Genomic DNA, 22,262 nt, shown 5'->3' with positions numbered 1-22,262 from the left:
TGGAAGGAATAGCGTGATATTCCACAATCCAGCGGGCACTCCGTACGAACGAAGCAAGGCGGATCCTGCGCAGTCCAGAAAAGGGGAAGAAGATAGAAGGTTCCAGATTTTGAACAGAATACAGAGAAGACGCTCTTTTTATCCGAAATGAGCAGGAAAGGAACCGCAAAGGATATATACACGTTTCAAAAACGAAGCCGGGCGGAGACAGCCGCACATCAAAATCCTCAGATTTGTGATTCAAGTAAGGGGTGTCAGAAAATGCACTGTATTATACTGAAGTGGAATAGAGGTAAATATCCATGTCTGTTTTAAAACCTGTCGATTACGATGAATATAAGAAAGTCGTTCCGAAATTTCGCGAAGGAGCGGAAAAATTCTTCAATCACCAGATGAATATGAAGGAATACAAAGGCTTCTCCGGAAAATACGGAAGCTACGCCCAGCGCGGCGGCCAGAAAAGCATGCTGCGTCTGCGTATGAGCGGCGGCCGCGTCACGCCGGAAAAACTGCGCTTCATTGTTGAAATGATTCGCAAGCACGATGTCAAGATGGCGCACTTTACAACATGCCAGACCATCCAGCTGCACGATCTCGATGTCGATACCGTCTGCGACATTATGGAGCAGGCCCCCAATGTCGGCATCGTCTGCTACGGAGGCGGCGGCGACTATCCGCGCAACGTGATGTGCTCTCCGCTCAGCGGCGTGGAAGAAGAATACTTTGACGTTATGCCCCATGCCCTTGCGGCTGCTGAATTCCTGCTCGATTTCATCGACCAGGACAAAATGCCCCGCAAGCTGAAAGTCGCGTTCTCCAATTCGAAATCCAACGTCACTCATGCGACGTTCCGCGATCTTGGCTTTGTAGCCAGAGAAGACGGCCGCTACGATGTCTATATCGCCGGCGGTCTGGGAAACAATCCTAAATTTGGCGTAAAAGTCAAAGAAAGCCTGGAACCGGGTAAGATTCTGTACGTCATTGAAGCGATGATCCGCCTGTTCCGTAAATACGGCAACTACGAAAACCGCTCCAAAGCCAGAACCCGCTATTTGCAGGAAAGCCTTGGCCGCGATCGTCTGATCGAGGAATTCGACAAGGAATTCCGCAAGCTCAAAGAAGAAAAGAACCTGTATGTAGACAATTTTGAAGATCTGCGCATTCACAAGGAAGGCGAGGGCGAACCGCTCGAAGAGTCCTTCATCGTGAAGCATCAGACCAACGGCGATCTGTACAGCGTTCTCTTCCATCCGCGCGGCGGCGTTCCTTCGATCGAAACGCTCGGCTGTCTGTCCGGCGCTCTCGAACATATGGATCAGGTCGAAATGCGTCTGTCCCCGGACGAAGGGGCCTATATCATTAACCTGACTGCAAACGAAGCCCGTCAGATTCTGGAAATCATTGAATCCGAAGCGGCGCGGACGGCGTTCGAAACGTCCGAATCGTGCATTGGTGCGTCCATCTGCCAGGTCGGTCTGCGCGATTCGCAGGATCTGCTGCGCACGATTCTGGCCAAAGTCAGCGAAGCCGGCGTCGCCGATGACGCTCTGCCGCAGATTCATATTTCCGGCTGCCCGTCGAGCTGTGCCGCCCATCAGATCGGCAAGATCGGTTTCCGCGGCGCTCTGAAAGTCGTCGATAAGAAGCCGGTTCCGACCTTCCTGCTTTATGCCGGAGGAAACGATGAACAGGGCGAAGAAAAAATGGGCGTGGAGCTCGGCAATATTCCGGTTGATCGCATTCCGGATTTCCTGATCCATCTCGCGCGCATCGTGGAAGCTTCTGGCATGGGCTATGATGCCTGGGAAAAGGCCAATCCAGACGGAGTAAAAGAAGTCGCTGCCGATTACCTGATTTAATATCCAATTTGATTTTCACTCACGCTTCGGCATCAGAATTCTGATCCCGAAGCGTTTTCCGGATTCAGACCGGTTTTCTTACACCGGTTTTCAAAACACCATTCAAATACTGTCTTATGAACAAAATTACAAAACGAAACCTGAATTTAAAATCTTCCTTAGCCTCGCGCCTTCTGCTTTGCGCCGCCGTGACTTCTCTTCTGGGCGGCTGCGCGTCGAACTCTTCGCAAACCGCGGATGCTTCCGTTTCTTCCCAGACGTCCTCGCTCTCTTCGGCGCTTTCCACCCAGACGGATGAGCAGACGATTGTTCTTAAGGACGATCTTGGCCGTGAGGTCGAAATTCAAAAGCCGGAGCGCGCAGCCATTCTGATCGGAAGCTTTGCGGACCTTTTTGCGGATGCCGGCGGCAAGGATCAGATTGCGGCAGCGGCGCACGATACGTGGACGTCCTTTGATCTGGATCTCGATTCCGAAAAGGTACAGGATCTGGGCGATGTGAAATCCATTGCGCAGGAAACGCTGCTCTCATCCGATCCGGACCTGGTCATCGCCAGTGCCAAAAACGATTCTCAGAAGAAAATGGCGGATCTGCTGGAGGAATCCGGCATTCCTGTCGTTTACTATGATGTGTCTTCCTTTGAAGACTATCTGCGCGTCCTGGAACAGTTCTGTCGTATTACCGGGGATACAAGCAGCTATGAAAAGAACGGTCTCGAACAGCAGAAACGCATCGAAGCCATTCGAAACAAAGAGCGCAATAACCCGCCAAAAGTTCTGGCTCTTCGCGAAACTGGAAAGGGAATCAAGGCGCTTGGCTCTTCCAACTCAGTATTAGGCTCCATGTTAGCGGATCTGAAAACGGAAAACATTGCTGGCGAAGACGGTCTGGACACGCTGTCCATGGAAGTCATCGCGAAAGAAAACCCGGATCAGATTTTTTATGTCGCGCAGGGAAAAACGAACGAACAGGCGCAGGAAATGGCCGATGCCCTGTTTCAGAGCGATGCATGGAAAAACCTGGACGCGGTTAAAAACGGAAAAGTGTATGTCCTCGATCAGAAGCTGTACAACCTGAAGCCAAACGCGAAGTGGGCGGATGCTCTGGAAAATCTCGAAACGATCGTCTATGGCGAGTAAACCGCGCAAAATGGTGCTTGGCGCGCTCATTCTCCTGGTTGGGCTTTCTGTGATTTCCATACTGGCCGGTCCGGCCGGCTGGCTGGATCCGATGCAGGAATCGATGCGCTCGATCGTTTTGCATCTGCGTCTGCCGCGCGTACTTGGCGCTCTTCTTGCGGGAAGTGCGCTCGCGCTCTCCGGCGCTTTGGTCCAGACCATTTTGCATAATCCGCTGGCTTCGGCCAACATCATCGGCGTCAACGCCTCGGTCGGCTTTTTTACCATTCTTGGCAGCAGTCTCTTTCCGCTCTCCTTCAGCGCAGGAACGGTGTTCGGCTTTTTTGGTGGTCTGGCGTGCGGCCTTCTCGTCGCCAATCTGGCCAGAAAGCGAAAAGCGTCCCGGCTGACAATCCTGCTGGCGGGCATGGCGATCAGCCAGCTGTTTTCTGCCGGGATCGATCTTCTGACCGTCCTGGTCCCGGATGCGCTGAGCGGCTATGCCTCGTTTAAGATCGGATCGCTGGCTTCGCTTTCCTTAAATAAGGATCTGTATGCGTCCATCTTGATTTTGCCGGCAATTGTTCTGGTGTTCCTCTTTTCCAGAGAACTGGAAATGTTTACGCTTGGCGACCGGCAGGCACAGGCGCTCGGTCTGAACGTGGAAAAATGGAGTGTCTTCTTTCTGTTTCTTTGCGCGCTGCTGGCGTGCGGGGTCGTTTCGCTCTGCGGCATGCTTGGCTTTGTCGGCCTCATTGTCCCTGCCTGGCTTTCGCGCTATCGCCTGCCGTTTAAGACGTTTCTGCTTCTTTGCGTTCTGGTCGGCGCACTGCTCGTCTGCGCGGCGGATCTGATCGGCCGCTGGATTTTGCTTCCGTGGGAGCTGCCAGCCGGACTGGTCCTCTCACTGGCTGGCGGTCCGTATTTTCTCTATCTGCTTCTGGAAAGGAGAAAACTGGATGCTTAAAGCTGAACATATTCGCGCCGGCTACGGAAACAAAGTCGTCATCCAAGACTTTTCCTGCGATTTTAAAGAAGGAAAGCTGTATATCATCCTCGGCCGCAACGGTTCCGGCAAAAGTACGCTGCTTTCCATTCTCGGCGGCTGGATGAAACCGCAAAGCGGCAGCGTATTGTACAACGGGAAAAATCTCCTTCCTCTTTCTGCGATGGAACGGGCGAGAATTACCGGGCGAATCGCGGACGATACGCTCAATGTGCAGATGAGCGTTCAGCGCTTTGTGGAACTGGGCGATTACGCCAGAGAAGAGAGCCGGTTTTCGCGTTTCTGGAAAAAAGCCGGGAAGACAGATCTCTCCGGCATGCAGTCAGAAGATGCAGCAAAACGGGCACAGGATGCGATGCGTGCATTGTCGATTGACGCGCTGGCGACGCATCGCCTGGATGAAGTGTCCGCTGGCGAACGGCAGAAAGCGGCCATCGCACAGGTGCTCGTTCAAAACCCGCACTGTCTGTTTCTGGATGAACCGGGAGCCAACCTCGATCCTTCCGCGCGTTTTGAACTCATGGATCTGCTCTGCATGCTGAAAGATCCTTCGCGCATTCTCGTCGTCGTGGCGCACGATCTTGATCTCGCTTTACGCTATGCGGATGAAATTCTCGTCCTGGATGGACATCAGAAAGTGTTTCAGGGCAGCGCAATCGAACTTGCCCAAAGCGATCTTCTGCAGGAAGTTTTCGAGATCCGCCTGAACGACTGGGATCCGTCTACCCGAACAGCCAGACTGTTTCCGCTTCGTGAAAATCGAACGTTCTTTACGGTACGGGATGAATAAACTTTTTCGATTTTCAGGAATGGGTGTACGTTTTCTTTACGGCTCAAACGGTTTATACAGGACCGGTTTGAAAAGAGAGAAAAGAGGTACGAAACGATGAAGCATAAACTCGAACCTTGCGAGCTGACGACGATCTGTCTGCTCACACGGAATGATGAAATTCTTTTACAGAAACGGAATAAAGGCGAATGGGACGGCTGGGTTTTCCCCGGCGGCCATGTCGAACACGGCGAATCGTTCGTCCACGCCTGCAAGCGGGAAGTTCTCGAAGAAACCGGGCTGCGCCTGCGTACGGTGAAACTGGTCGGCGTGAAACAGTTTCCTCATGGCGATTCCCGCTATATCGTTTTCCTGTTTCGCTCAGACGATTTCGAAGGCAGTCTGATTTCCAGCGAAGAGGGCGAAAACCGCTGGTTTAAGAGGGATGAACTCCCAGAGGGACTCGTCATGGACTTTGATCTGATGCTGGAAGCGATGGACAACGATCATCTCGGTGAATTTCAGTATCGAATCGAAGACGGTCTGTATGTGCCGATTCTCTTTTACGATGACAAAGAGCAGCCGGTACAGCTCAAAGCCGAACACAAAGCCGGAAGCTGATCCGGTCTGGCTTCCAACGAAAATTTCAAAAGAAACAGGCAGAGGAAATCTCTGACTGCACGAAAAAATGCGAACGGCTTTAAGCTGGCTGTTCGCATTTTTATGTCTTCGTGTTTCCTGTTTTCGTATTTTGGGTCTTTGCATACGTGATGGGGTCAGGGAAGCAGCGTTTCAATGGCTTCGGCCATGCCGCGTGCATCTGGCGTTTCGGCAATGCGAAGATCGATCGCTCTCTTACTGCGTTCATTTTCCAGAACATCGGCAACTTCTTTCGAAATGGCAACAATACATTTTGTACGGTCGAGCAGATGATCGCGCAGGACGGCTTTGGCACATTCCCGGCTGGAAACGGCGAGCACATCCGTCTGGAGAAGCTCTTTCCAGGCCGGTGAATCGTCTTTTACTTTTGCCGGGAGAAAATCCATGCTCGAACTTTCAAAAGTCACTTCATAGAGCGGATGTTCTAGCACAGTAATCGAAGAAATTTCCTGCAGTCCTCTGGAGAGAACATCAATGGCCTGCCGGCTTTGCGCGAGGAAAACGCGATCTCCCTCAGCGAGTTCGGGCTTGAGGGTTTCAAGAAGGGATTGACTGGAGGAAGGCGATGCGACAAGGTCGGCGAAAATCCCGTACGATTCGAGAACTCTGGCGCTCTGGCGTCCGATCAGCGCAAACCGGGTATTGGCCAGTTTCCTATGATCGATGTGCAGGCGCTGAAATTCGCGCATGAGGACATGAATGCCGTGCGCGCTGGTCAGAACGATCCACTGCGGCAGACCTGAATCAAACAGATCGTCTGGCAAAGGCAGATCGTGATAGCGGACTTTGAGCAGCTGCTGATACTGCACAGAAGCGGGGAGAAGATCTTTCAGCTTCTGATTGAGAGCGTCCGATCCGCAAAGCCCGACGCGCAAATGCCTGGGCGGATCGTATAAAGCGGCCGTTCCGGAAATGACTACGATGGCCGGCGAAAACAGCTGATGCTCTTTTGCACAGGCAGAAAGCGAATCGAGCGTGCAGGAAGCGCTGGCGGTCATCATGGATGAGCGTGACGAAAAAATGGCGCAGAGCGTATGCGGATCCATACCGGCTTCCATCAGATGATGGGAAATTTCATCAAGCCGGTTCATCGCCATCAGAAAGACGATCGTTCCGGAAAATTCAGCAATGTTTTTCCATTCTTCCTTTGTTCGCGGTGTGTTTTCGCTCGTTCCGGTCAGAACCATGAATCCGCCGGCAACATTTCGCCGGGTCAGACCAAAGAGATCTTTGGCGGGAATGCCGTAAAAACTCGAAATGCCGGGAAGAACCTGCAGATCGATATTGTGCTGTCGAAGAATTTCGATTTCTTCCATGCCGCGGCCAAAGACCATCGGATCGCCGCCCTGCAGACGGACAATATGCACATACCGTTTTGAAAGCTCCAGAAGCAGTTCATGAATTTCCTGCTGACTGGAGCTTTTTTCATGTCCGCGCTTGCCGCGTTCGATTTTTTCAGCATTGGGGTTTAAATCCAGAATTTCCGGATCGATCAGACGGTCATAGACGATGACGTCCGCGCGTTCGATCGCATGCCGGGCAGCGAGTGTAAGGCCTTCAATACCGGCACACCCGGCCCCGACCAGAGAAATTTCAGGCTTTCGATTCATAGAGTTCCTCCTGTGTTCTGCGTGCTCAATCAGCCGTTCGACTTCCTTTGCACAAAGGGCACTTCCTTTCCGTATGGCGTCTTCAAACAGCCTTCGAAAAACGACGGGCCGAAGGGAAGACGGAACGGTCTCGCGAATATAAGGGCGAAGCTGCTTCAGCCAGAGAAGAATGGAATCAAAGTCTTCCGGGACGATCTCCCGGATTTTCTGTTTTAAATAGCGGGCAGCCGTCGGCGAAGCGCCGGAAGTGGAAATGCCGATAGCGTACTCCGTTCCGGAAACGACCGCTCCAAAGGTGACGGTGCACCAGTCCGGATCGTCCACGCAGTTGCAAAGAACGTTTTTCTCTTTGGCCCACAGGGCAATCGCGTGATTGATTTCGGGCTGATCGGTCGCCGCAATGATCAGCAGATAGTCGGTCGGACAAAACCAGTCGGGCGACCATTCCTGCTCGATTTGCATCACGGGTAAAGACGCAAATGCTTCAAGAAAAGAAGGGGAACAGACCGTAATACGGGCATGGAAGGGAAGAAGCCGCTGCGCTTTTTCCAGAGCGGCATGACCGCCGCCCAGAATGAGAACGGGTTTGTTTTCCAGATCAAAAAACAGAGGAAACCAGGCCATGAATAAAAACACCATCTTTCTGCACGCCTTAAATGAAACATAAGGCAAGACTATCGTACGCAAAGATCGAGAAAAGGTACTTAAATACGAACAGGATTTCTCCAGAAGGAAACGGGAAAGGAAATTCGGGCAGGGAAAAAGACGGACAAAACGGATTTTTAAAAAATGACCGGAGCTGGAATTTAGCACTTTTTATATTAGAAAGCAATAAGGAATCGTTAATGAAAATGAAAGGAATTCTTTCACAGCGCTTTTTTCCTTACTTGTTCTTAACAAAAGCAACCCTCTTTTCTTTATAAGTAGAGGAAATTCCGGGAAGGGGGCATAATGTACAGGAACACTTCAAAATGAATGCGCATTCAAATGGATGAGTCTATCATCACAAAACGATTCGAACCCATTTGAATCGGATTTCAACATAATCCGGATCCGATTTGAATAAAATTGTGGAAGACGGATAAAAAAATATTGTAAATTGTCTCATAAAGATACAAACTTAATTTAAAGACACGTTCAGCACAATTTCATGCAATTCTATTACCCTGTAAAGATGATAAAGGTATACAAAAATCTTAATTTATCGACAGAAAAAATGCTGAATGGGTACTTTCCGCCTCATTATTCCCACCCCGGCCGGATTAAGATTGTTCAAAGACGTTCCATGGGCTTTAAGAACGTGAATCGATCCGGCGAGTTCAGAAAGGAAAAGCTTCTTCGCAAACCGGAATTCTGAGTGCAAAGCTCCTGAAATGCATCATGAAGCAGGCAGCCTGGATTTTGAAATCCAGCAGGGGCTGTTTTCTTTCGTACGGTTTTTGTCCGGCTGCTGCTTTCGCCGGCACGTGAAGAAAATGACAGGTCCGGTTCATGACGGACCTTTTGGAGAAGCCGATCTGATTATGGTTATTTCGAAGCGGGAAACACCGATTGACCTCGAAGAAGGCAGTCCTGAATACGCAATGGTTCATGCCATTCTGGATACCCGGGAAAGACTGCAGATCACGCAGAGCGAGCTAGCCCGCCGCACCGGTATTGACCAGGGCGATATCTCCAAGCTCGAGCGGGGACATCGCAACCCTTCCCTGAAGCTGCTCAAGCGGCTGGCCGACGGCCTGGGGATGGAACTGCGGATTTCTTTCATTCCTATTGAGGACGCAGCATTAGAAAACGGGGAAGGCCCGGTTCTCTGTCTGCCTGAAGAACCGGTTGAAGAGATGGACTGAAGGCTTCGCTTTTCAGCTGCTGCACCGTATCCCAAAACCACTATTTAAGGCTGTCTGTAAAAGGGCAGCCTTTTTCCATGGGACAGCAAAGACAGATCGCCAGAAACCAGACGGAAAACACCGAAAACCAGACTGAAAATAGAGAAAGGCTCGGCTGCGGATCCGCGTATACCCCTAATAAGACCGGCCTGGAGTCGGCTGCTGCTTTCTCATACTGGCCTTGCCGGCCGTCTGGACTGCCCGTCTTGTGAAAAAGAGGCAGTTTTGACAGACTGCCCTCGGAAGTCCAAAATATAAAGAACTGCAAATTTCCCTGCACAATCTTAACGGTGCAGGTTTTCGCGTCCTCAGGCGCCAAAAGAAAAGGACGAAAAAGAGGAAAGTCTGCACGGTTTCAGAACAGACGGGATCCGGCAGCCGTTTTTTCTCTGGCAGTTTATCCTTGAAGGAATACCGAAACAGAACAGGAAAGGAGTTCAAGTATGAAAGTACTCGTCGGACTGAGCGGGGGCGTGGACAGTGCCATTGCCGCCTATTTACTGAAGGAGCAGGGCCATGAAGTGACCTGCTGCTTCATGCGCAACTGGGATTCGTTTCTCAACCATGACATTGCGGGAAATCCGGATCTGTACAATTCCGTCTGCCCGCAGGAGCAGGACTATCACGATGCCCAGGCCGTTGCAAAGCATCTGCAGCTGCCCTTGCTTCGTGTCGATTTCGTACGGGAGTACTGGGACAACGTGTTTACGACGTTCCTGGAAGAATACAAAAAAGGCCGGACGCCGAATCCGGATATTTTGTGCAATCAGTACATCAAGTTTGACTCCTTTTATAAATACGCCATGGAAAACGGATTCGATGCTATCGCGACCGGTCATTACTGCTCGCGCATTGACGAAGACGGATTTGCCTGGCTTGGCCGTGCCGCCGATCAGAATAAGGACCAGACGTATTTTCTGGCACAGATCGCCAAAGAGCCGCTCTCCAGAACGCTCTTTCCATTAGGTACGCTGACTAAGCCGGAAGTGCGCAGGCTGGCCGATCAGCTTCTTCTGGATTCGGTTTCCAAAAAGAAGGATTCCACCGGCATCTGCTTTATCGGCGAACGCAACTTCCGGGAGTTTTTAAGCAACTATCTGCCGGCGAAAGAAGGAAAGATCATCGATATCGATACCGGTCGGGAACTGGGTACCCATCAGGGGGTGCTGTATTACACGATCGGTCAGCGAAAAGGCTTAAACATTACCGGCTTTGTCGGCCCCTGGTTTGTCGCAGCAAAGGACGTCGAACGAAACCTTCTTTTCGTAGCCCGTACCGACCAGATGCACTGGCTCGTTTCGGATCGTGCCCGTATTGAAAAGATCAACTGGCTCGTTCCCGACGGATTTGAATTCCCGAAACAGTGCACGGTGAAATTCCGCTATCGCCAGAAGGACATTCCGGTAACCCTCGAGGTTCATGGCAATCAGGCGATCGTTTCCTATCCGCAGGGTGTCGAAGCCGTTACGCCTGGTCAGGAAGCCGTATTTTACATGGGCGATAAATGCCTGGGCGGCGGTGTCATTGAACAAGTTTTCTTTGAAGATCGCGATGTCTTTGAAACGATCGAGACCCGAGCCGAAGCCGCAATGAAAGAAGAGGCCGTTCGTCAGGCGGAAGCATTAAAGAAAAAAGAAGCAAAAGAGCGGGAAAAGGCCAGAAAGGCCCGACGTAAAGCTGCCAAAGAGCAGAACAGCGCGTCTTCTCAAACCGAAGACACGAAATAAGCAAGCCGGATCGATTTCCAATTTCGAAATGGAATGGCCAGAAAGACGGGAGAAGTTATGAGCGAGTACGAAACGCTGGAGCTGGAACAGCCGGAAACCGAATCGATAAGCGGAACCGTCCGCACTTTCATTTTTGAGCGGGGAAGCTTTAAGATCGGCCGTCTGCAGTATGAAGAAAAAAGAGATCTGTTGTTCAAGGGCAGCGGTCTGAATTCTCTGCTCGTCGGAGACGCGGTGACGCTTTTCGGACACTGGATTCAGGATCCCCGCTATGGACTTCAGTTTGAAGTTTCAAGCTGGCAGGCGCAGGAAACCAGCAAGGAAGAGACGCTGGTCCGCTTTCTCAGTTCCGATTTTTTCCCGTATGTCGGCCAGCGCAGCGCCGAAAAAATCGTCGACGCGCTCGGGGAAAGCGCGCTTGAGAAAATTCGAGAAAATCCGGAAGTCCTGATCACCAAATGCGATCTGCGCCCAAATCTGGCGGTACGCGTCAGCGAAGGCATTGCGAATCTGCAGGGAAAAGAAGAACTCGCTCTGACCCTGATGCACTGGGGCGTCAGCCTGTCCGAAACGCGTGCGATTCTCGCCCGCAATTACTCTCTGGAAGATTTACAGAAAAGCTGCTTCGCCCCGTTTTACGGCGGGATGGGCGTAACATATGGCGCCTGTACGCGCATTGCCAACGGACTGAAGCTTTCCGCCACGGATCACCAGCGCGCAGAAGCGAGAATTTACTACGAACTGAAAAACGCCTGTTTCCAGAGCGGCAGTACATTCATTGTCCGTCCGTTTCTGTATGAGCTCTGCGAGCGGATGGACCATTTTGAAGAAAGTCTGATTACCCTGTCCAACTGTGAAATGATCAAGCTGGAAAAAGACCGCGTATTTCCGCGGTTTCTCTGGGAAGCGGAAAATTCGATCTGCGATCTTCTGGCTGAACGGATGCTTCAGATGCAGGAACATCCGGGTTCATCCAATCCTGGATATGACCGGCAGTCTCTGATCGAAAAGATCGCGCAGATTGAACGACGCGATCGCATTACGTACAGCGAAAAGCAGATCGAAGCGATTGAGACGTGCTTTTCCAGTCCGGTTTCCATTTTGACCGGCGGTCCCGGAACCGGTAAAACAACGATCGTCAAAGCCATTCTCGAATGTCTGGATACCGTAATGCCCGGCTGCCGCTATCAGCTCTGTGCGCCGACTGGACGGGCTGCCAAGCGCTTAAGCGAACTGACGGGCTCCACGGGACGTACCGTTCATTCGCTGCTTGGCTGGGATCCCGATGCGGATGTCTTCGAAAAAAACGAATACAATCTGTATTCGAGCGATTTTATGATCGTGGATGAATTTTCCATGGTCGATACGCGTCTCTTTTCTGCACTGCTCAAAGCGATGCCCGCAAATACCCGTCTTCTGATCATCGGCGATGAAGAACAGCTCGAAAGCGTTGGGGAAGGCAAGGTGCTCAGCGATCTGATCGCTTCAAAAGAGTTTCCCACGATTCATCTCGACCAGCTTTACCGTCAGAAAAAAGGCAGCGGCATCGCAAAACTGTCGGATGAAATTCGCAAGGGGCAGCCCTTCGAATTTTCGGATGGCGTCGAACTTTGCGCGCCTGAGAAAAAAATGTCGGAGCAGATCGCGCAGATCGTCATGGAAAAGCCAAATCCCGGCAAGGTGCAGATTCTTTCTCCGAAATACGAAGGGGAAGGCGGCGTATTTGAGCTGAATGCGATTATGCAGGAACTGCTCAACCCCTTTTCGACTTCAAAGCCGGAAATCGTAGAAAAAGTAAGACATAACCAGAGCGGCTATCACGAAGTGCATTACCGGGAAGGCGATAAAGTCATGTTAAAAGTGAATATCGCTCAGGAAGGCATTTACAACGGCGATATTGGAGAAATCGTGGAAATCGTCCCGAAAACCCGTACGGCTCTCGTGCATTTTGACAACATCGAATACGAAGTGACCAGCCCGCTCAACGCAATGATTTCCCACGCCTGGTGCGTTTCGGTCCATAAGGCGCAGGGTTCGGAATATCAGGACGTTGTATTTTCCCTTCCGGAACAGGCGATGAAGATGAGCGCAAAACGTCTGGTCTATACCGCTGTTTCCCGGGCCAAGCGGGATCTTAAGATTGTTTCGGTCCGGGAAGTTTTTGAAATCTGCGCCAGACGTATCGATCCTGCTTCGCGGCAGACCACGCTCAAGGAACGTCTGCGCTGGAAAATCCTCTGCGCAAAACGCGTAGCCGAAAAACGCCTAAAGCAAGGCGAGAAGGCACAAAAAGCAGTCAGCCGAACGAATATGCCGCTGCCGGGCACATCGCTGACCTCGCCGGCCTATCATGCCCAGATTGCACAGGCTGCTGAGGCAGAACCGGTACGCTCAAACGAATCGACCGTTTTATCCGCTTTAAATGAAACCCATGCCGATTCATCGGCGATCGATAAGGAAATTGTAGATTTATCCGCCATCGAAGATCTCGATCTGGACGAAGCGCTGGATCCGGGAGATTCGGCCGATATGGATCAGAGAGCTTTAAGTATTCAGCCGGACGCGTTCGATGCAGCCGGCGAAAACGAATCGGATTCCGGTGATCTGCACGACGAATTCCGATCCCAGTCTTCTGAAGAAACAAAATAGGATGCCTGCGACATAAGGCGTCCTTTTTGTTTCCAGAGCGCAGCCCGAAGTTTGTGTACGTTTTGGATGGGCGATCGGGAATCGAATGGGAAGGCCGCACGTGTTCTTATGGGATTTGTTTGCGCACAGCTTTTTGAGAGTTTATACTTCTAAAAGCAGCATTGAAGGGAAAAAGGACAGAGTTGCGGCTTGCAGAGAGTCTTCGGCGGTGAAAGAAGACAGCGCATCTGTCTCGAGCCATCCTTGAGCTGCCGCAGTCTGGCGTTATCAGAAAATTAAGGGTGTCCATGGGAAAACCATGGGCAAACCGGGATGGCATCGCGTGTACACGTTCCTGGAAACAGGGGCGTTTTTTATTTTGTCTGTCCATACGCTCTGATAGCCGCTTCAGATTCGAGTTTGAAATGGGAATTATAAGCAGGAAACTGCTGAAAGGAGTCATATGAAACAACTTACCGGAAATCAGGTTCGTCAGATGTTTCTGGATTACTTTGAATCCAAGGGCCATATGATCGAACCCGGTGCAAGCCTTATTCCGCATAACGACCCGACGCTTCTCTGGATCAATGCCGGTGTCGCCGCACTGAAGAAATACTTTGACGGATCGGAAAAGCCAAAGAAAAACCGGATTGCCAACGCGCAGAAATCCATTCGTACCAACGATATTGAAAACGTCGGCAAAACCGCCCGTCACCATACGTTCTTCGAAATGCTTGGAAACTTCTCCATCGGCGATTACTTCAAGCCGGAAGCCATTCCGTTTGCGTGGGAATTTCTGACCAGTGATGAATGGATGGGCATCGACAAGGATAAGCTCTACATCACCGTCTATACGGATGATGACGAAGCGTACCGGATCTGGACCGAAGTATGCGGCGTAGATCCCAGCCACATTTTGCGTACCCAGGAAAACTTCTGGGAGATCGGCAAAGGTCCGGGCGGACCAGACACCGAAATCCATTTTGACCGCGGCGAAAAGTACGATCCGCAGCACCTTGGCGAAAAGCTCTTCTTTGAAGAAATGGAAAACGATCGCTACATCGAAGTATGGAACATCGTATTCAGCCAGTACGATTGCGATCCTTCGATCGACCGCAAGGACTATAAGGAACTGCCGCAGAAAAACATCGATACCGGCATGGGTCTCGAACGTCTGGTTGCGCTCGTTCAGGACGGCGAAACCAACTTCGATACCGATCTGTTCCTGCCGATCATTCACGAAACTGAAAAACTTTCCGGCAAAAAATACGAAGGCGAAAACAAAATGGCCTTCCGCGTTATTGCCGACCATATCCGTACGCTCGTCTTCGCGCTGTCCGACGGTGCCGGCTTCTCCAACTCCGGCCGCGGCTACGTTCTGCGCCGCGTACTCCGTCGTGCCGTTCGCTTCGGTCTGAAGCTCGGTCTGGATGAACCGTTCCTTTACAAGCTCGTTCCGACCGTCAGCGAAAACATGAAAGACTTCTATCCGTATCTGACGGATAAAATTGACGAAAACGAAAAAGTCATCCGTCAGGAAGAAGAAATCTTCAAGAAAACTCTGAAAAACGGTCAGGCGCTGCTCGATGATGAAATGGCCAAAGCCAAAGACGGCAAGCTGAGCGGTGAAATTACCTTCAAGCTTTACGACACATACGGTTTCCCGTTTGAAATGACCCAGGAAATCGCCGAAGAAAACGGTCTGAAAGCGGATCGCGCAGAATTCGATGAACAGATGAAGCAGCAGAAGGAAAGAGCACGTGCTGCCCGCAATGTCGAAGATTCCTTCGCCAGCCAGAACGAAGATCTGATGAACTTCACCGGCGCGTGCAAATTCAACGGCTACAACGTTCTTGCCGAAGAAGGCAAAGTCATCGCTCTCTTCAAGGACGGTCATCTTGTCGATGAACTCGACGGCGACGGTCAGGTGATCCTGGATGTTACGCCGTTTTATGTACAGTCCGGTGGTCAGGTTGCCGATACCGGAACGATCAGCTCCGATACCGTAAAAGCCCGCGTAGTGGATGGCGTTAAAACCCGCAACAAGCAGCACCTGCTCAAAATCGAACTCGATGAAGGCATCCTGCATGTCGGCGATACCGTATGGCAGAGCGTGGATGCGGTCCGCCGCGAAAACGTAACGGCCAACCACTCGGCAACGCACCTGCTGCAGAGCGCACTGAAATCCGTACTGGGCGATCAGATTCATCAGGCCGGAAGCTTTGTCGGACCGGACTATCTGCGTTTTGACTTCAACATGCGCGATAAGATCGGCGAAGAAAAACTCGCGGAAATTGAATCCAGAGTCAACGACATGATTACCGACTCCATTCCTGTATCCTGGGAAATCCTCGATATTGAAGACGCAAAGAAAACCGGTGCGACCGCGCTGTTCGATGAAAAGTACGGCGATCAGGTTCGTGTTGTAACGATGGGCGACGTCTCCAAGGAATTCTGTGCCGGCTGCCATGTTGACAACACGAGTGAAATCGGCGTGCTCAAGATCGTCGGCGAGGAATCCATCGGTTCCGATACCCGTCGTATTACCGCCAAGACCCGCAAGGCGGCGTATAACGATTTCGCAGCGCAGCAGAAAATGCTTGAGCACATTGCGCACACCGCTAAGGCGAAAGGCATTAAAAATCTGGATGCGAAGATCGATTCCGCTTTCGATCAGATGAAAGATCTGCAGAAGAAAATTGCGGAACTCGAAAACCAGATTGCTTCCTTCAAGTGCAAGGAATGGGCAATGGAATCCAAGGACATCAACGGCCTTCATGTTCTCTGCAAGAAAGTCGACAACATGGACTGCAAGGCTCTGAAGGAAATTGCCTCCAGCATTAAAGGAAACGACCCGAAAGCAGCCATTCTGCTCATCGCGCAGAACGGCGATAAGCTGACGCTGGTTGCTGCTGCAGGAAGCGATGCAATCGTCAAAGGCGTCAATGCAGGAACCGTCGTTCGTGAAGCCGCAGTACTTACAGGCGGCAAAGGCGGCGGCAAAAAAGACCTCGCTCAGGCCGGCGGCAGCGATGCCTCCAAGATCGGCGAAGCCTTCGATTCCTTTACCGCGATGGCCAAATCGCTCTAATTCTGGATCAGTAACAAAATCAACAGAGCCAAAACGGCTTTATACAAGCCGAAAATCAATGCGTTAGGCAAGACGAAAGCATGCAGCGAAGAGAGTTTTCCTGCATGCTTTTCTCTTGCTTTGTTCGGACGCTGTCCGAATGGAACAGGCAAAAGAAGAAAGACTGCGTCCAAAAGAAGGTATGCTGGAGGCAGTTCGAATCCAGGAAAAGGGCGGAAACTGCGCGCCTGACGTCTCTGGAGCGCTTTTGGCGCTTGCTTTTCAGCCTGTTTTTCTTGGTGTATGATTAGAATATTATAGAGGAGGGTAAATTATGGCCCGTATTACTGAAACCGTGATGTTTACCACGGAAAAAATCCGTCGTGAGAACATCAAAAAGATTCTTCGCGAAGTTTCTGAAGCACTCGAGGAACGCGGATACAATTCCGAAAACCAGATCGCAGGATATCTGATCAGTTCCGATCCTGCCTACATTTCTTCTTATAAAGATGCCAGAAATACCATCCAGAAGATTGAACGCTATGAGATCATTGAAGAACTCGTCCGGGCGTATCTGGAGAAATAAATGGAACGGATTATCGGACTTGATCTTGGATCGGTAACCTGCGGCATTTCGATCAGCGATCCGCTTGGCATGATCGCCAGAGCGCTGACCACGGTCCGCTTTGCACCGGACGACTACGATGCGGCTTTGCAGGATGTACTGAAGGTGATCCGGGAAAACGGCGTTAAAAAAGTCGTACTCGGTCTGCCGCGCCACATGAACGGCGATATCGGTATTCGCGGTCAGGTTTCAGAAAAGTTTGCCAAACTGCTGGAAGCCGAAGGCATCCAGGTGGAACTCTGGGATGAGCGTCTGACGACCGCCGCCGCAGAGAAGATCCTGATTTCCGGCAACGTAAAGCGCAAGAAAAGAAAGCAGATCATCGACCAGATGGCCGCCGTACAGATTCTGCAGAGCTATCTCGACCGCCAGAGCGGCGGACTGGTGATGCCTTTTTAATTGATGCATGTCTGTTCATTCGCCAGATTCGTTTAGAATCTGGCAATGTTTTCGGTACAATGAACAGGAACAGTCAAAAAAGGAAGCAGACGATTGCACAAATAAGCGAAAAATCATCTGCCCTGAATTCTGTTCATCAGTAAGAAAGAAATAAAAGAAAGCTGTAATAAGGGGAATCCCCTCAGGCCTGAGGGAGCTGAAAGGAGAAACCGCAATGATTGACTCGAATTCACTGTACGTCGTTGATGAAAACGGCGAAGAAAAACGCATGGTCATTCTGTTTACGTTTGACGATCCGAACACAGGAAAACAGTACGTCGTCTTCCAGGATCCGCAGGGAACGGAAGAGGAAGTATTCGCTTCCGCCTATAACGATGAAGGCGAACTGATTCCGATCGAAACCGATGACGAATGGAACATGGTTGAAGAAGTCATCGGCGCTTTTGCGACCGACGAGGAGGAAACAGAAGACTAGTTCAGGTCGACCTGACGGAGTGTACTGTCTTTCCTGCAATGAAAAAAGTAAGAAAACGCAAATCACACGTCGGACTAACTGTTACCATCATCCTTCTGGTTCTTGTGCTTGCCGCAGGAGCCGGAGGCTGGTTCTGGTTTCAGAGCGGACTTGAACCCGTTTCTGACCAGACCGAATCCATCGCGATTAAAGTTACCGAAGGTGAAAGCGCCGCTGAAGTTCTCACGTCGCTTGACGAAGCCGGCCTTCTGAAAAACCGGACGGCAGCCGAATGGTATTCCAAAATTCACGATGGCTTTTCCTATTACGTGGGCACGTACGAACTCGCGAAAAACATGAGCGTTCCCGAAATCCTTGACTATCTTTCCGATCCGGCCAATCTCGCCGCCTCCTATGCGGTCGTGACGATTCCGGAAGGATGCTGGGCCAAGGATATCGCCAAGCGAATCAGCGAAGCGCTGCCGGATCTGACGGCGGATCAGCTTCTCGATCTGTGGAACAGCAATGAGTTCATTCAGCAGGCGAGTACGCGCTATTCCTTCCTCAATCCCGAGGAAGTCTGCAACGATCAGTATTTTGTAAAACTCGAAGGCTATCTGTACCCGGAAACCTACTACATGGATTTCGACATGAGCGCCGAACAGGTCACTTACATGATGCTCGATCAGTTCCAGGCATATTATGATGCACATAAAGCGCAGTTTGATGCCTCCTCGATGAGCGTCCAGCAGATCGTTACGTTTGCGAGCGTCGTTCAGTTTGAATCGGGCGATGCGTCGATTATGCCTGATATCGCCGGCGTGTTTAAAAACCGCCTCGAGCAGGGCATGCCGCTTCAGAGCTCCGTCACGGTGTGCTACGCACTGTATGACCAGTTCGAAAAGCCGGAAGACTGCGAAACCAATGCCGATATCGATTCGCCCTACAACACCTATATGCATGACGGTCTGCCGATCGGACCGATTCTCAATCCGGGTGCAGCGGCTTTAGATGCGGCGCTTTCCCCAGCGGATAACGACTATCTCTATTTTGTCAGCGACATTTATGGAGACGGCGCGACGCATTTTGCACGAACTTACGAAGAGCATCTCGAAAACGTGGAAAAATACAACCTCAATTACTAAGTCGGTTTTGAGGCTGTGGTACAATTCACCTGTTTCGACTGCCCGTTCTGCATTTGGAATCGGCAGGAAATACATACGTCAGAAAACAGCGTACGTCTGTTGTATGGCATAAGGTAAGGAGAAATAATCAATGGCAGAAAAGATTTTATTGACCCAGGAAGGTCTCGACAAATATAAAGCCGAACTTGAAGATCTGATTCATGTCGTTCAGCCGCAGGTCATCGTTGAACTGCAGGAGGCCCGTGCTCAGGGTGACTTGTCCGAGAACGCCGACTACGATGCTGCACGTGACCGTCAGGCCCGTGTAGCAGCCCGTATCAAGGAACTCGAAGCGCTTATCAAAAATGCGGTTCTGATCGAAGAAGATACCGGCGACGCGAAAAACGTTCGTCTTGGATCCAACGTAACGATCCGCGATCTTTCCGATAACTCCACGTTCAGCTTTACGATCGTAGGTACATTCGAAGCGGACATTTACGAACACAAAGTGTCCAATGAAACTCCGGTTGTCAAAGCGATCATGGATAAAAAAGCCGGCGATACGGTTGTCGTTAAAGGCGTTGACGAACCTTACGAAGTCCGCATCGAATCCGTCAGCTGATTTTTCATCCTGACTCCATTTCAAAATCATCAGGCATTTCTTTTCTCTGGAAAGGAAGTGCCTTTTTCTTATGGAGCTTTACGTGTTTTGGATGGGGCTGGCGCCGATCGGGCAAAAGCGGGCACCGTAAGGGAAGGGATTGTGCTCGTTCTGGATAATGGAAGCGAAAGCCCGATCTGGATCTGCCGCCTGTCTGCGCCTGTTTCTCTGCGCATTTTTTGTCTCATCCTTTTCCAGAATGCATTTATGGAACGGAAACCAGAGTGCAGACCAATCCAGAATTCATTATTCGAAAGAGAAAATCAGGCGTATCCAAACCGGCAAAGGAGGAGAAATATGAAAAACGAAATGGATCCTTCATCCAGAATGGAAAACGATATTTTGCCCAAAGCGGCGGATTCTTCCTCGTCGATGACAAAGCCGGGAATTCTGCGCGGCGCTTCACCGGATCCGGCGCTGCAGTTTGTCTTTGCGATGTTTGCCACGCTGACGTGGCTGTCTAAAATCGTCACGATTACACCGGATGCCCGCTTAGTCATGGGCGTTTTGCAGCTTTCACTTGGCGTGGCGGCTTTTACCGGAAGCCGTATGAATCTGCTTCGGGATGATCCGCATGGAAACATCAATCTGATTCTTTCTGTTATTCTGGGCTTTGCAAACGGTCTGACGCAGATCGCGTGGAGCGCAGCAGAACTTAGTCACCTTCATTTCCATCCCTGGATTCTTTCTGTGGTATTGCTGGTGGGCGGCGTATACATGCTGTCGTTTCTGCCGCTGATGATGCATGCGCCCGTTTACGTATGGGTGGCTCATCTTTGTGTATCGCTTGGCTTTCTGAGCAGTTCGTTTGGCGACCTGCTCTCTGTTCCGTTTCTTTCCCAGTTTTCCGCCTGGCTGCTGTTCGTGTTCGCCATTCTTTCGCTGTATCAGGGAATGAGCGAAATGTATGCCCAGTACGGCCGGCATCTCTGGCAGGGGCCAAGAATCTGATCGACGGAAAGAACAAGCTGCTTTTCTTTTTGTACCTTTTTCGGATCTGCGCTTTGGCAGGGCCTTTTTTCTTCAGGAAACAGAGAGGAGAGCGAGGAACAGGCGGAGAGCAGGCGAGGAGAATTGGCTTCGGGTCAACGGTTCCTGACCCAGCCCTGCGATGGGTCGATTTTGGCTTTCGAGAAGAGGACCGGTACAATAGAGGCAATTCGAATTCTCCTTCTGGAGAATGGAAACAGGCAGTCAGGAAATGAGGGTGCAGCCATGATGTATATTCTGGTCGGTGAAGACGAAGCGAGAATGCAGTATAAGCTCGAAAAGATCCGCGAAAAGGAGAAATGCGAAGAGACCGTTCGCATCGATGCGAAAGCGGATGGGGAAGCGGCACTTCTGTTTGAGATGGATACGATGAATCTGTTTGGAACGAAAACGCTCCTGATCGTGGATAACGCCTCTTTTCTTGGTGCAAAAAACGATTCTGGCGTCGATCCGGCAAAAGTCGCTGAACGCAAGCCGGACGATAAAGTTGTTGTTTTCCTCTGTCATTCCAAAAAGATCGATACCCGTAAAAAGGCGATCAAGACGCTGGCGACCAATTCGACCGTGATCGAATGCATCGGTCTGACTGAAAAGACACAGCCGGCGGAAGTAAGGGAAATGATGAAGGAAAAGGGGATTACGATGGATCCGGGTGCGTTTGAATGGTTTTGCGCGCACGCCGGCTATTCTTCCTCGAACCTTTCCATGCAGCTCGACAAGATGGCGCTCTATTCGAATCACCTTTCTATGGGGGATGTGAAGGCGATGACCACCGTCGAACCGGCAACGAACGTCTTTAAAATGACAGATGCCCTCTTCGAAAAAGATAAAGTCCGCCTGCTTGGCCTGTACCGGAATTTTCGACGGCAGAATATGGAGCCGATCGCGATTCTCGCTCTGCTGGCCAGCCAGATTCGATTTGTCTATCAGGTTCGCGTACTCATGGACGAAGGCCGCAGTCAGAATGACATGATGAAAATTCTGAACGCTTCTTTTGGGCGGATCTGGAACTCGATGCGAAACGCGCGTCGCTTCCGGGCCGATCAGCTGCTCGATGATCTCGCCTGGCTCAGCCGGCTGGATGAAAGCATGAAAAGCGGGCGGATCGACAAGGACGCCGGCTTTGAAAACTTTATTTTGCAGGTGGGAGCGCAGGAAATTTAATCCGCGCGGTATGCGAATATCAAAATTTTGCCAAATGAAAAAGGAACGCGATGTGTTTACACGATCGGGTTCCTTTTTTACGGCTGATTTACGGATTGTATATCAAAATAAAAAAACGATATCGACGGATCACGCTAAGCTTTCAATCGGATATCGTGTTTCTCATTTTACTGAATGGAGTTGACAGCCTGTGCCAGTCTTGATTTCTGGTTGGAAGCATAATTTTTATGCTTGAAACCTTTGGCAACAGCTTTATCAAGCTTGGAGCAAGCCTGTGCGTAAGCTGCCTGGGCTGCTTCTTTATCCTGTGCTTCTACAGCTTTAAGAACTTTCTTAATGGCAGTTTTGAGAGCGGATTTCTGCGAAACATTGCGGCTTCTAGCTTTATTATTCGTGAGAACACGCTTTTTCTGCTGTTTGATCTGCGGCATGGTGACACCTCCTGACATAATTCTTTGAAATTATAGCAAACCCAATTATGAGATGCAACAAAAGGGATAACTATCGTTTAT

General features: G+C 50.7%; 20 protein-coding genes. 18 read left to right on the top strand and 2 right to left on the bottom strand.

Annotation, left to right across the window (positions count from 1 at the left end; translation table 11 throughout):
• Positions 1-302 precede the first annotated feature (302 nt).
• The 5 genes from Q2J39_RS01035 (at position 303) to Q2J39_RS01015 (ending at position 5,373) form a co-directional block, all read left to right on the top strand.
• Positions 303-1,859, top strand: coding sequence for a nitrite/sulfite reductase (locus tag Q2J39_RS01035; protein WP_288338862.1), 1,557 nt, complete (start codon positions 303-305; stop codon positions 1,857-1,859).
• Positions 1,860-1,975: 116 nt separating this feature from the next.
• A complete protein-coding gene (locus Q2J39_RS01030; RefSeq protein ID WP_288338861.1) occupies positions 1,976-2,998 on the top strand; it encodes an ABC transporter substrate-binding protein in 1,023 nt (340 codons plus the stop codon).
• Positions 2,988-3,944, top strand: a complete 957-nt coding sequence (locus Q2J39_RS01025; RefSeq protein ID WP_288338860.1) for an iron ABC transporter permease — start codon at positions 2,988-2,990, stop codon at positions 3,942-3,944. The genes Q2J39_RS01030 and Q2J39_RS01025 overlap by 11 nt, the downstream gene beginning before the upstream one ends.
• Complete coding sequence (locus Q2J39_RS01020; RefSeq protein WP_288338859.1) at positions 3,937-4,773, top strand: ABC transporter ATP-binding protein; 837 nt, start codon at positions 3,937-3,939, stop codon at positions 4,771-4,773. The genes Q2J39_RS01025 and Q2J39_RS01020 overlap by 8 nt, the downstream gene beginning before the upstream one ends.
• 96 nt (positions 4,774-4,869) lie before the next feature.
• A complete protein-coding gene (locus tag Q2J39_RS01015; protein ID WP_288338858.1) occupies positions 4,870-5,373 on the top strand; it encodes an 8-oxo-dGTP diphosphatase in 504 nt (167 codons plus the stop codon).
• A 155-nt stretch (positions 5,374-5,528) separates the two neighbouring features.
• On the opposite strand, the gene cobA is transcribed toward Q2J39_RS01015, so the two are convergent.
• On the bottom strand, positions 5,529-7,646 hold the full coding sequence (gene cobA / locus Q2J39_RS01010; RefSeq protein WP_288338857.1) for a uroporphyrinogen-III C-methyltransferase: 2,118 nt from the start codon (positions 7,644-7,646) through the stop codon (positions 5,529-5,531).
• Between the two features lie 32 nt (positions 7,647-7,678).
• On the opposite strand from cobA, the gene Q2J39_RS01005 reads away from it, so the two are divergent.
• The 13 genes from Q2J39_RS01005 to holA all read left to right on the top strand — a co-directional run bounded on the left by Q2J39_RS01005 (position 7,679) and on the right by holA (position 21,750).
• Complete coding sequence (locus tag Q2J39_RS01005; RefSeq protein WP_288338856.1) at positions 7,679-7,945, top strand: hypothetical protein; 267 nt, start codon at positions 7,679-7,681, stop codon at positions 7,943-7,945.
• 552 nt (positions 7,946-8,497) lie between these two features.
• Positions 8,498-8,869: a helix-turn-helix domain-containing protein gene (locus tag Q2J39_RS01000; RefSeq protein WP_288338869.1), complete on the top strand. Its 372-nt coding sequence runs from the start codon at positions 8,498-8,500 to the stop codon at positions 8,867-8,869.
• A gap of 482 nt (positions 8,870-9,351) precedes the next feature.
• Positions 9,352-10,635, top strand: coding sequence for a tRNA 2-thiouridine(34) synthase MnmA (gene mnmA, locus Q2J39_RS00995; RefSeq protein WP_288338855.1), 1,284 nt, complete (start codon positions 9,352-9,354; stop codon positions 10,633-10,635).
• 57 nt (positions 10,636-10,692) lie between these two features.
• Complete coding sequence (locus Q2J39_RS00990) at positions 10,693-13,284, top strand: AAA family ATPase (RefSeq protein WP_288338854.1); 2,592 nt, start codon at positions 10,693-10,695, stop codon at positions 13,282-13,284.
• Between the two features lie 442 nt (positions 13,285-13,726).
• Positions 13,727-16,354: an alanine--tRNA ligase gene (gene alaS / locus Q2J39_RS00985; RefSeq protein ID WP_288338853.1), complete on the top strand. Its 2,628-nt coding sequence runs from the start codon at positions 13,727-13,729 to the stop codon at positions 16,352-16,354.
• A 139-nt stretch (positions 16,355-16,493) separates the two neighbouring features.
• A complete protein-coding gene (locus Q2J39_RS00980) occupies positions 16,494-16,640 on the top strand; it encodes a hypothetical protein (RefSeq protein WP_230267793.1) in 147 nt (48 codons plus the stop codon).
• Between the two features lie 27 nt (positions 16,641-16,667).
• On the top strand, positions 16,668-16,919 hold the full coding sequence (locus tag Q2J39_RS00975; RefSeq protein WP_230267792.1) for an IreB family regulatory phosphoprotein: 252 nt from the start codon (positions 16,668-16,670) through the stop codon (positions 16,917-16,919).
• Positions 16,920-17,357, top strand: a complete 438-nt coding sequence (gene ruvX / locus Q2J39_RS00970) for a Holliday junction resolvase RuvX (protein ID WP_230267791.1) — start codon at positions 16,920-16,922, stop codon at positions 17,355-17,357.
• A 214-nt stretch (positions 17,358-17,571) separates the two neighbouring features.
• Positions 17,572-17,832 carry a DUF1292 domain-containing protein gene (locus tag Q2J39_RS00965; protein ID WP_230267790.1) on the top strand — a complete coding sequence of 87 codons (261 nt, stop codon included), beginning with the start codon at positions 17,572-17,574 and terminating at the stop codon, positions 17,830-17,832.
• 38 nt (positions 17,833-17,870) lie between these two features.
• The gene (gene mltG / locus Q2J39_RS00960; protein WP_288338852.1) at positions 17,871-18,956 is read left to right on the top strand and encodes an endolytic transglycosylase MltG; all 1,086 of its coding nucleotides are present in this window, start codon (positions 17,871-17,873) and stop codon (positions 18,954-18,956) included.
• A 130-nt stretch (positions 18,957-19,086) separates the two neighbouring features.
• A complete protein-coding gene (gene greA / locus Q2J39_RS00955; protein WP_230267788.1) occupies positions 19,087-19,557 on the top strand; it encodes a transcription elongation factor GreA in 471 nt (156 codons plus the stop codon).
• Between the two features lie 336 nt (positions 19,558-19,893).
• Positions 19,894-20,547 (top strand): hypothetical protein, encoded by a 654-nt coding sequence (locus Q2J39_RS00950; protein WP_288338851.1) that lies wholly within the window; start codon positions 19,894-19,896, stop codon positions 20,545-20,547.
• Positions 20,548-20,811: 264 nt separating this feature from the next.
• A complete protein-coding gene (holA, locus tag Q2J39_RS00945) occupies positions 20,812-21,750 on the top strand; it encodes a DNA polymerase III subunit delta (protein ID WP_288338850.1) in 939 nt (312 codons plus the stop codon).
• A gap of 167 nt (positions 21,751-21,917) precedes the next feature.
• Here the strand turns inward: holA and rpsT are convergent, their stop codons facing one another.
• On the bottom strand, positions 21,918-22,181 hold the full coding sequence (gene rpsT, locus Q2J39_RS00940; protein ID WP_230267785.1) for a 30S ribosomal protein S20: 264 nt from the start codon (positions 22,179-22,181) through the stop codon (positions 21,918-21,920).
• Positions 22,182-22,262 lie beyond the last annotated feature (81 nt).

Origin of the sequence: uncultured Allobaculum sp. (genome assembly GCF_948576815.1) — a bacterium.
GTDB lineage: Bacteria > Bacillota_I > Bacilli_A > Erysipelotrichales > Erysipelotrichaceae > Allobaculum > Allobaculum fili.
The sequence above is the reverse complement of the archived record's forward strand: the minus strand, read 5'-3'. Positions and strand labels throughout refer to the sequence as shown.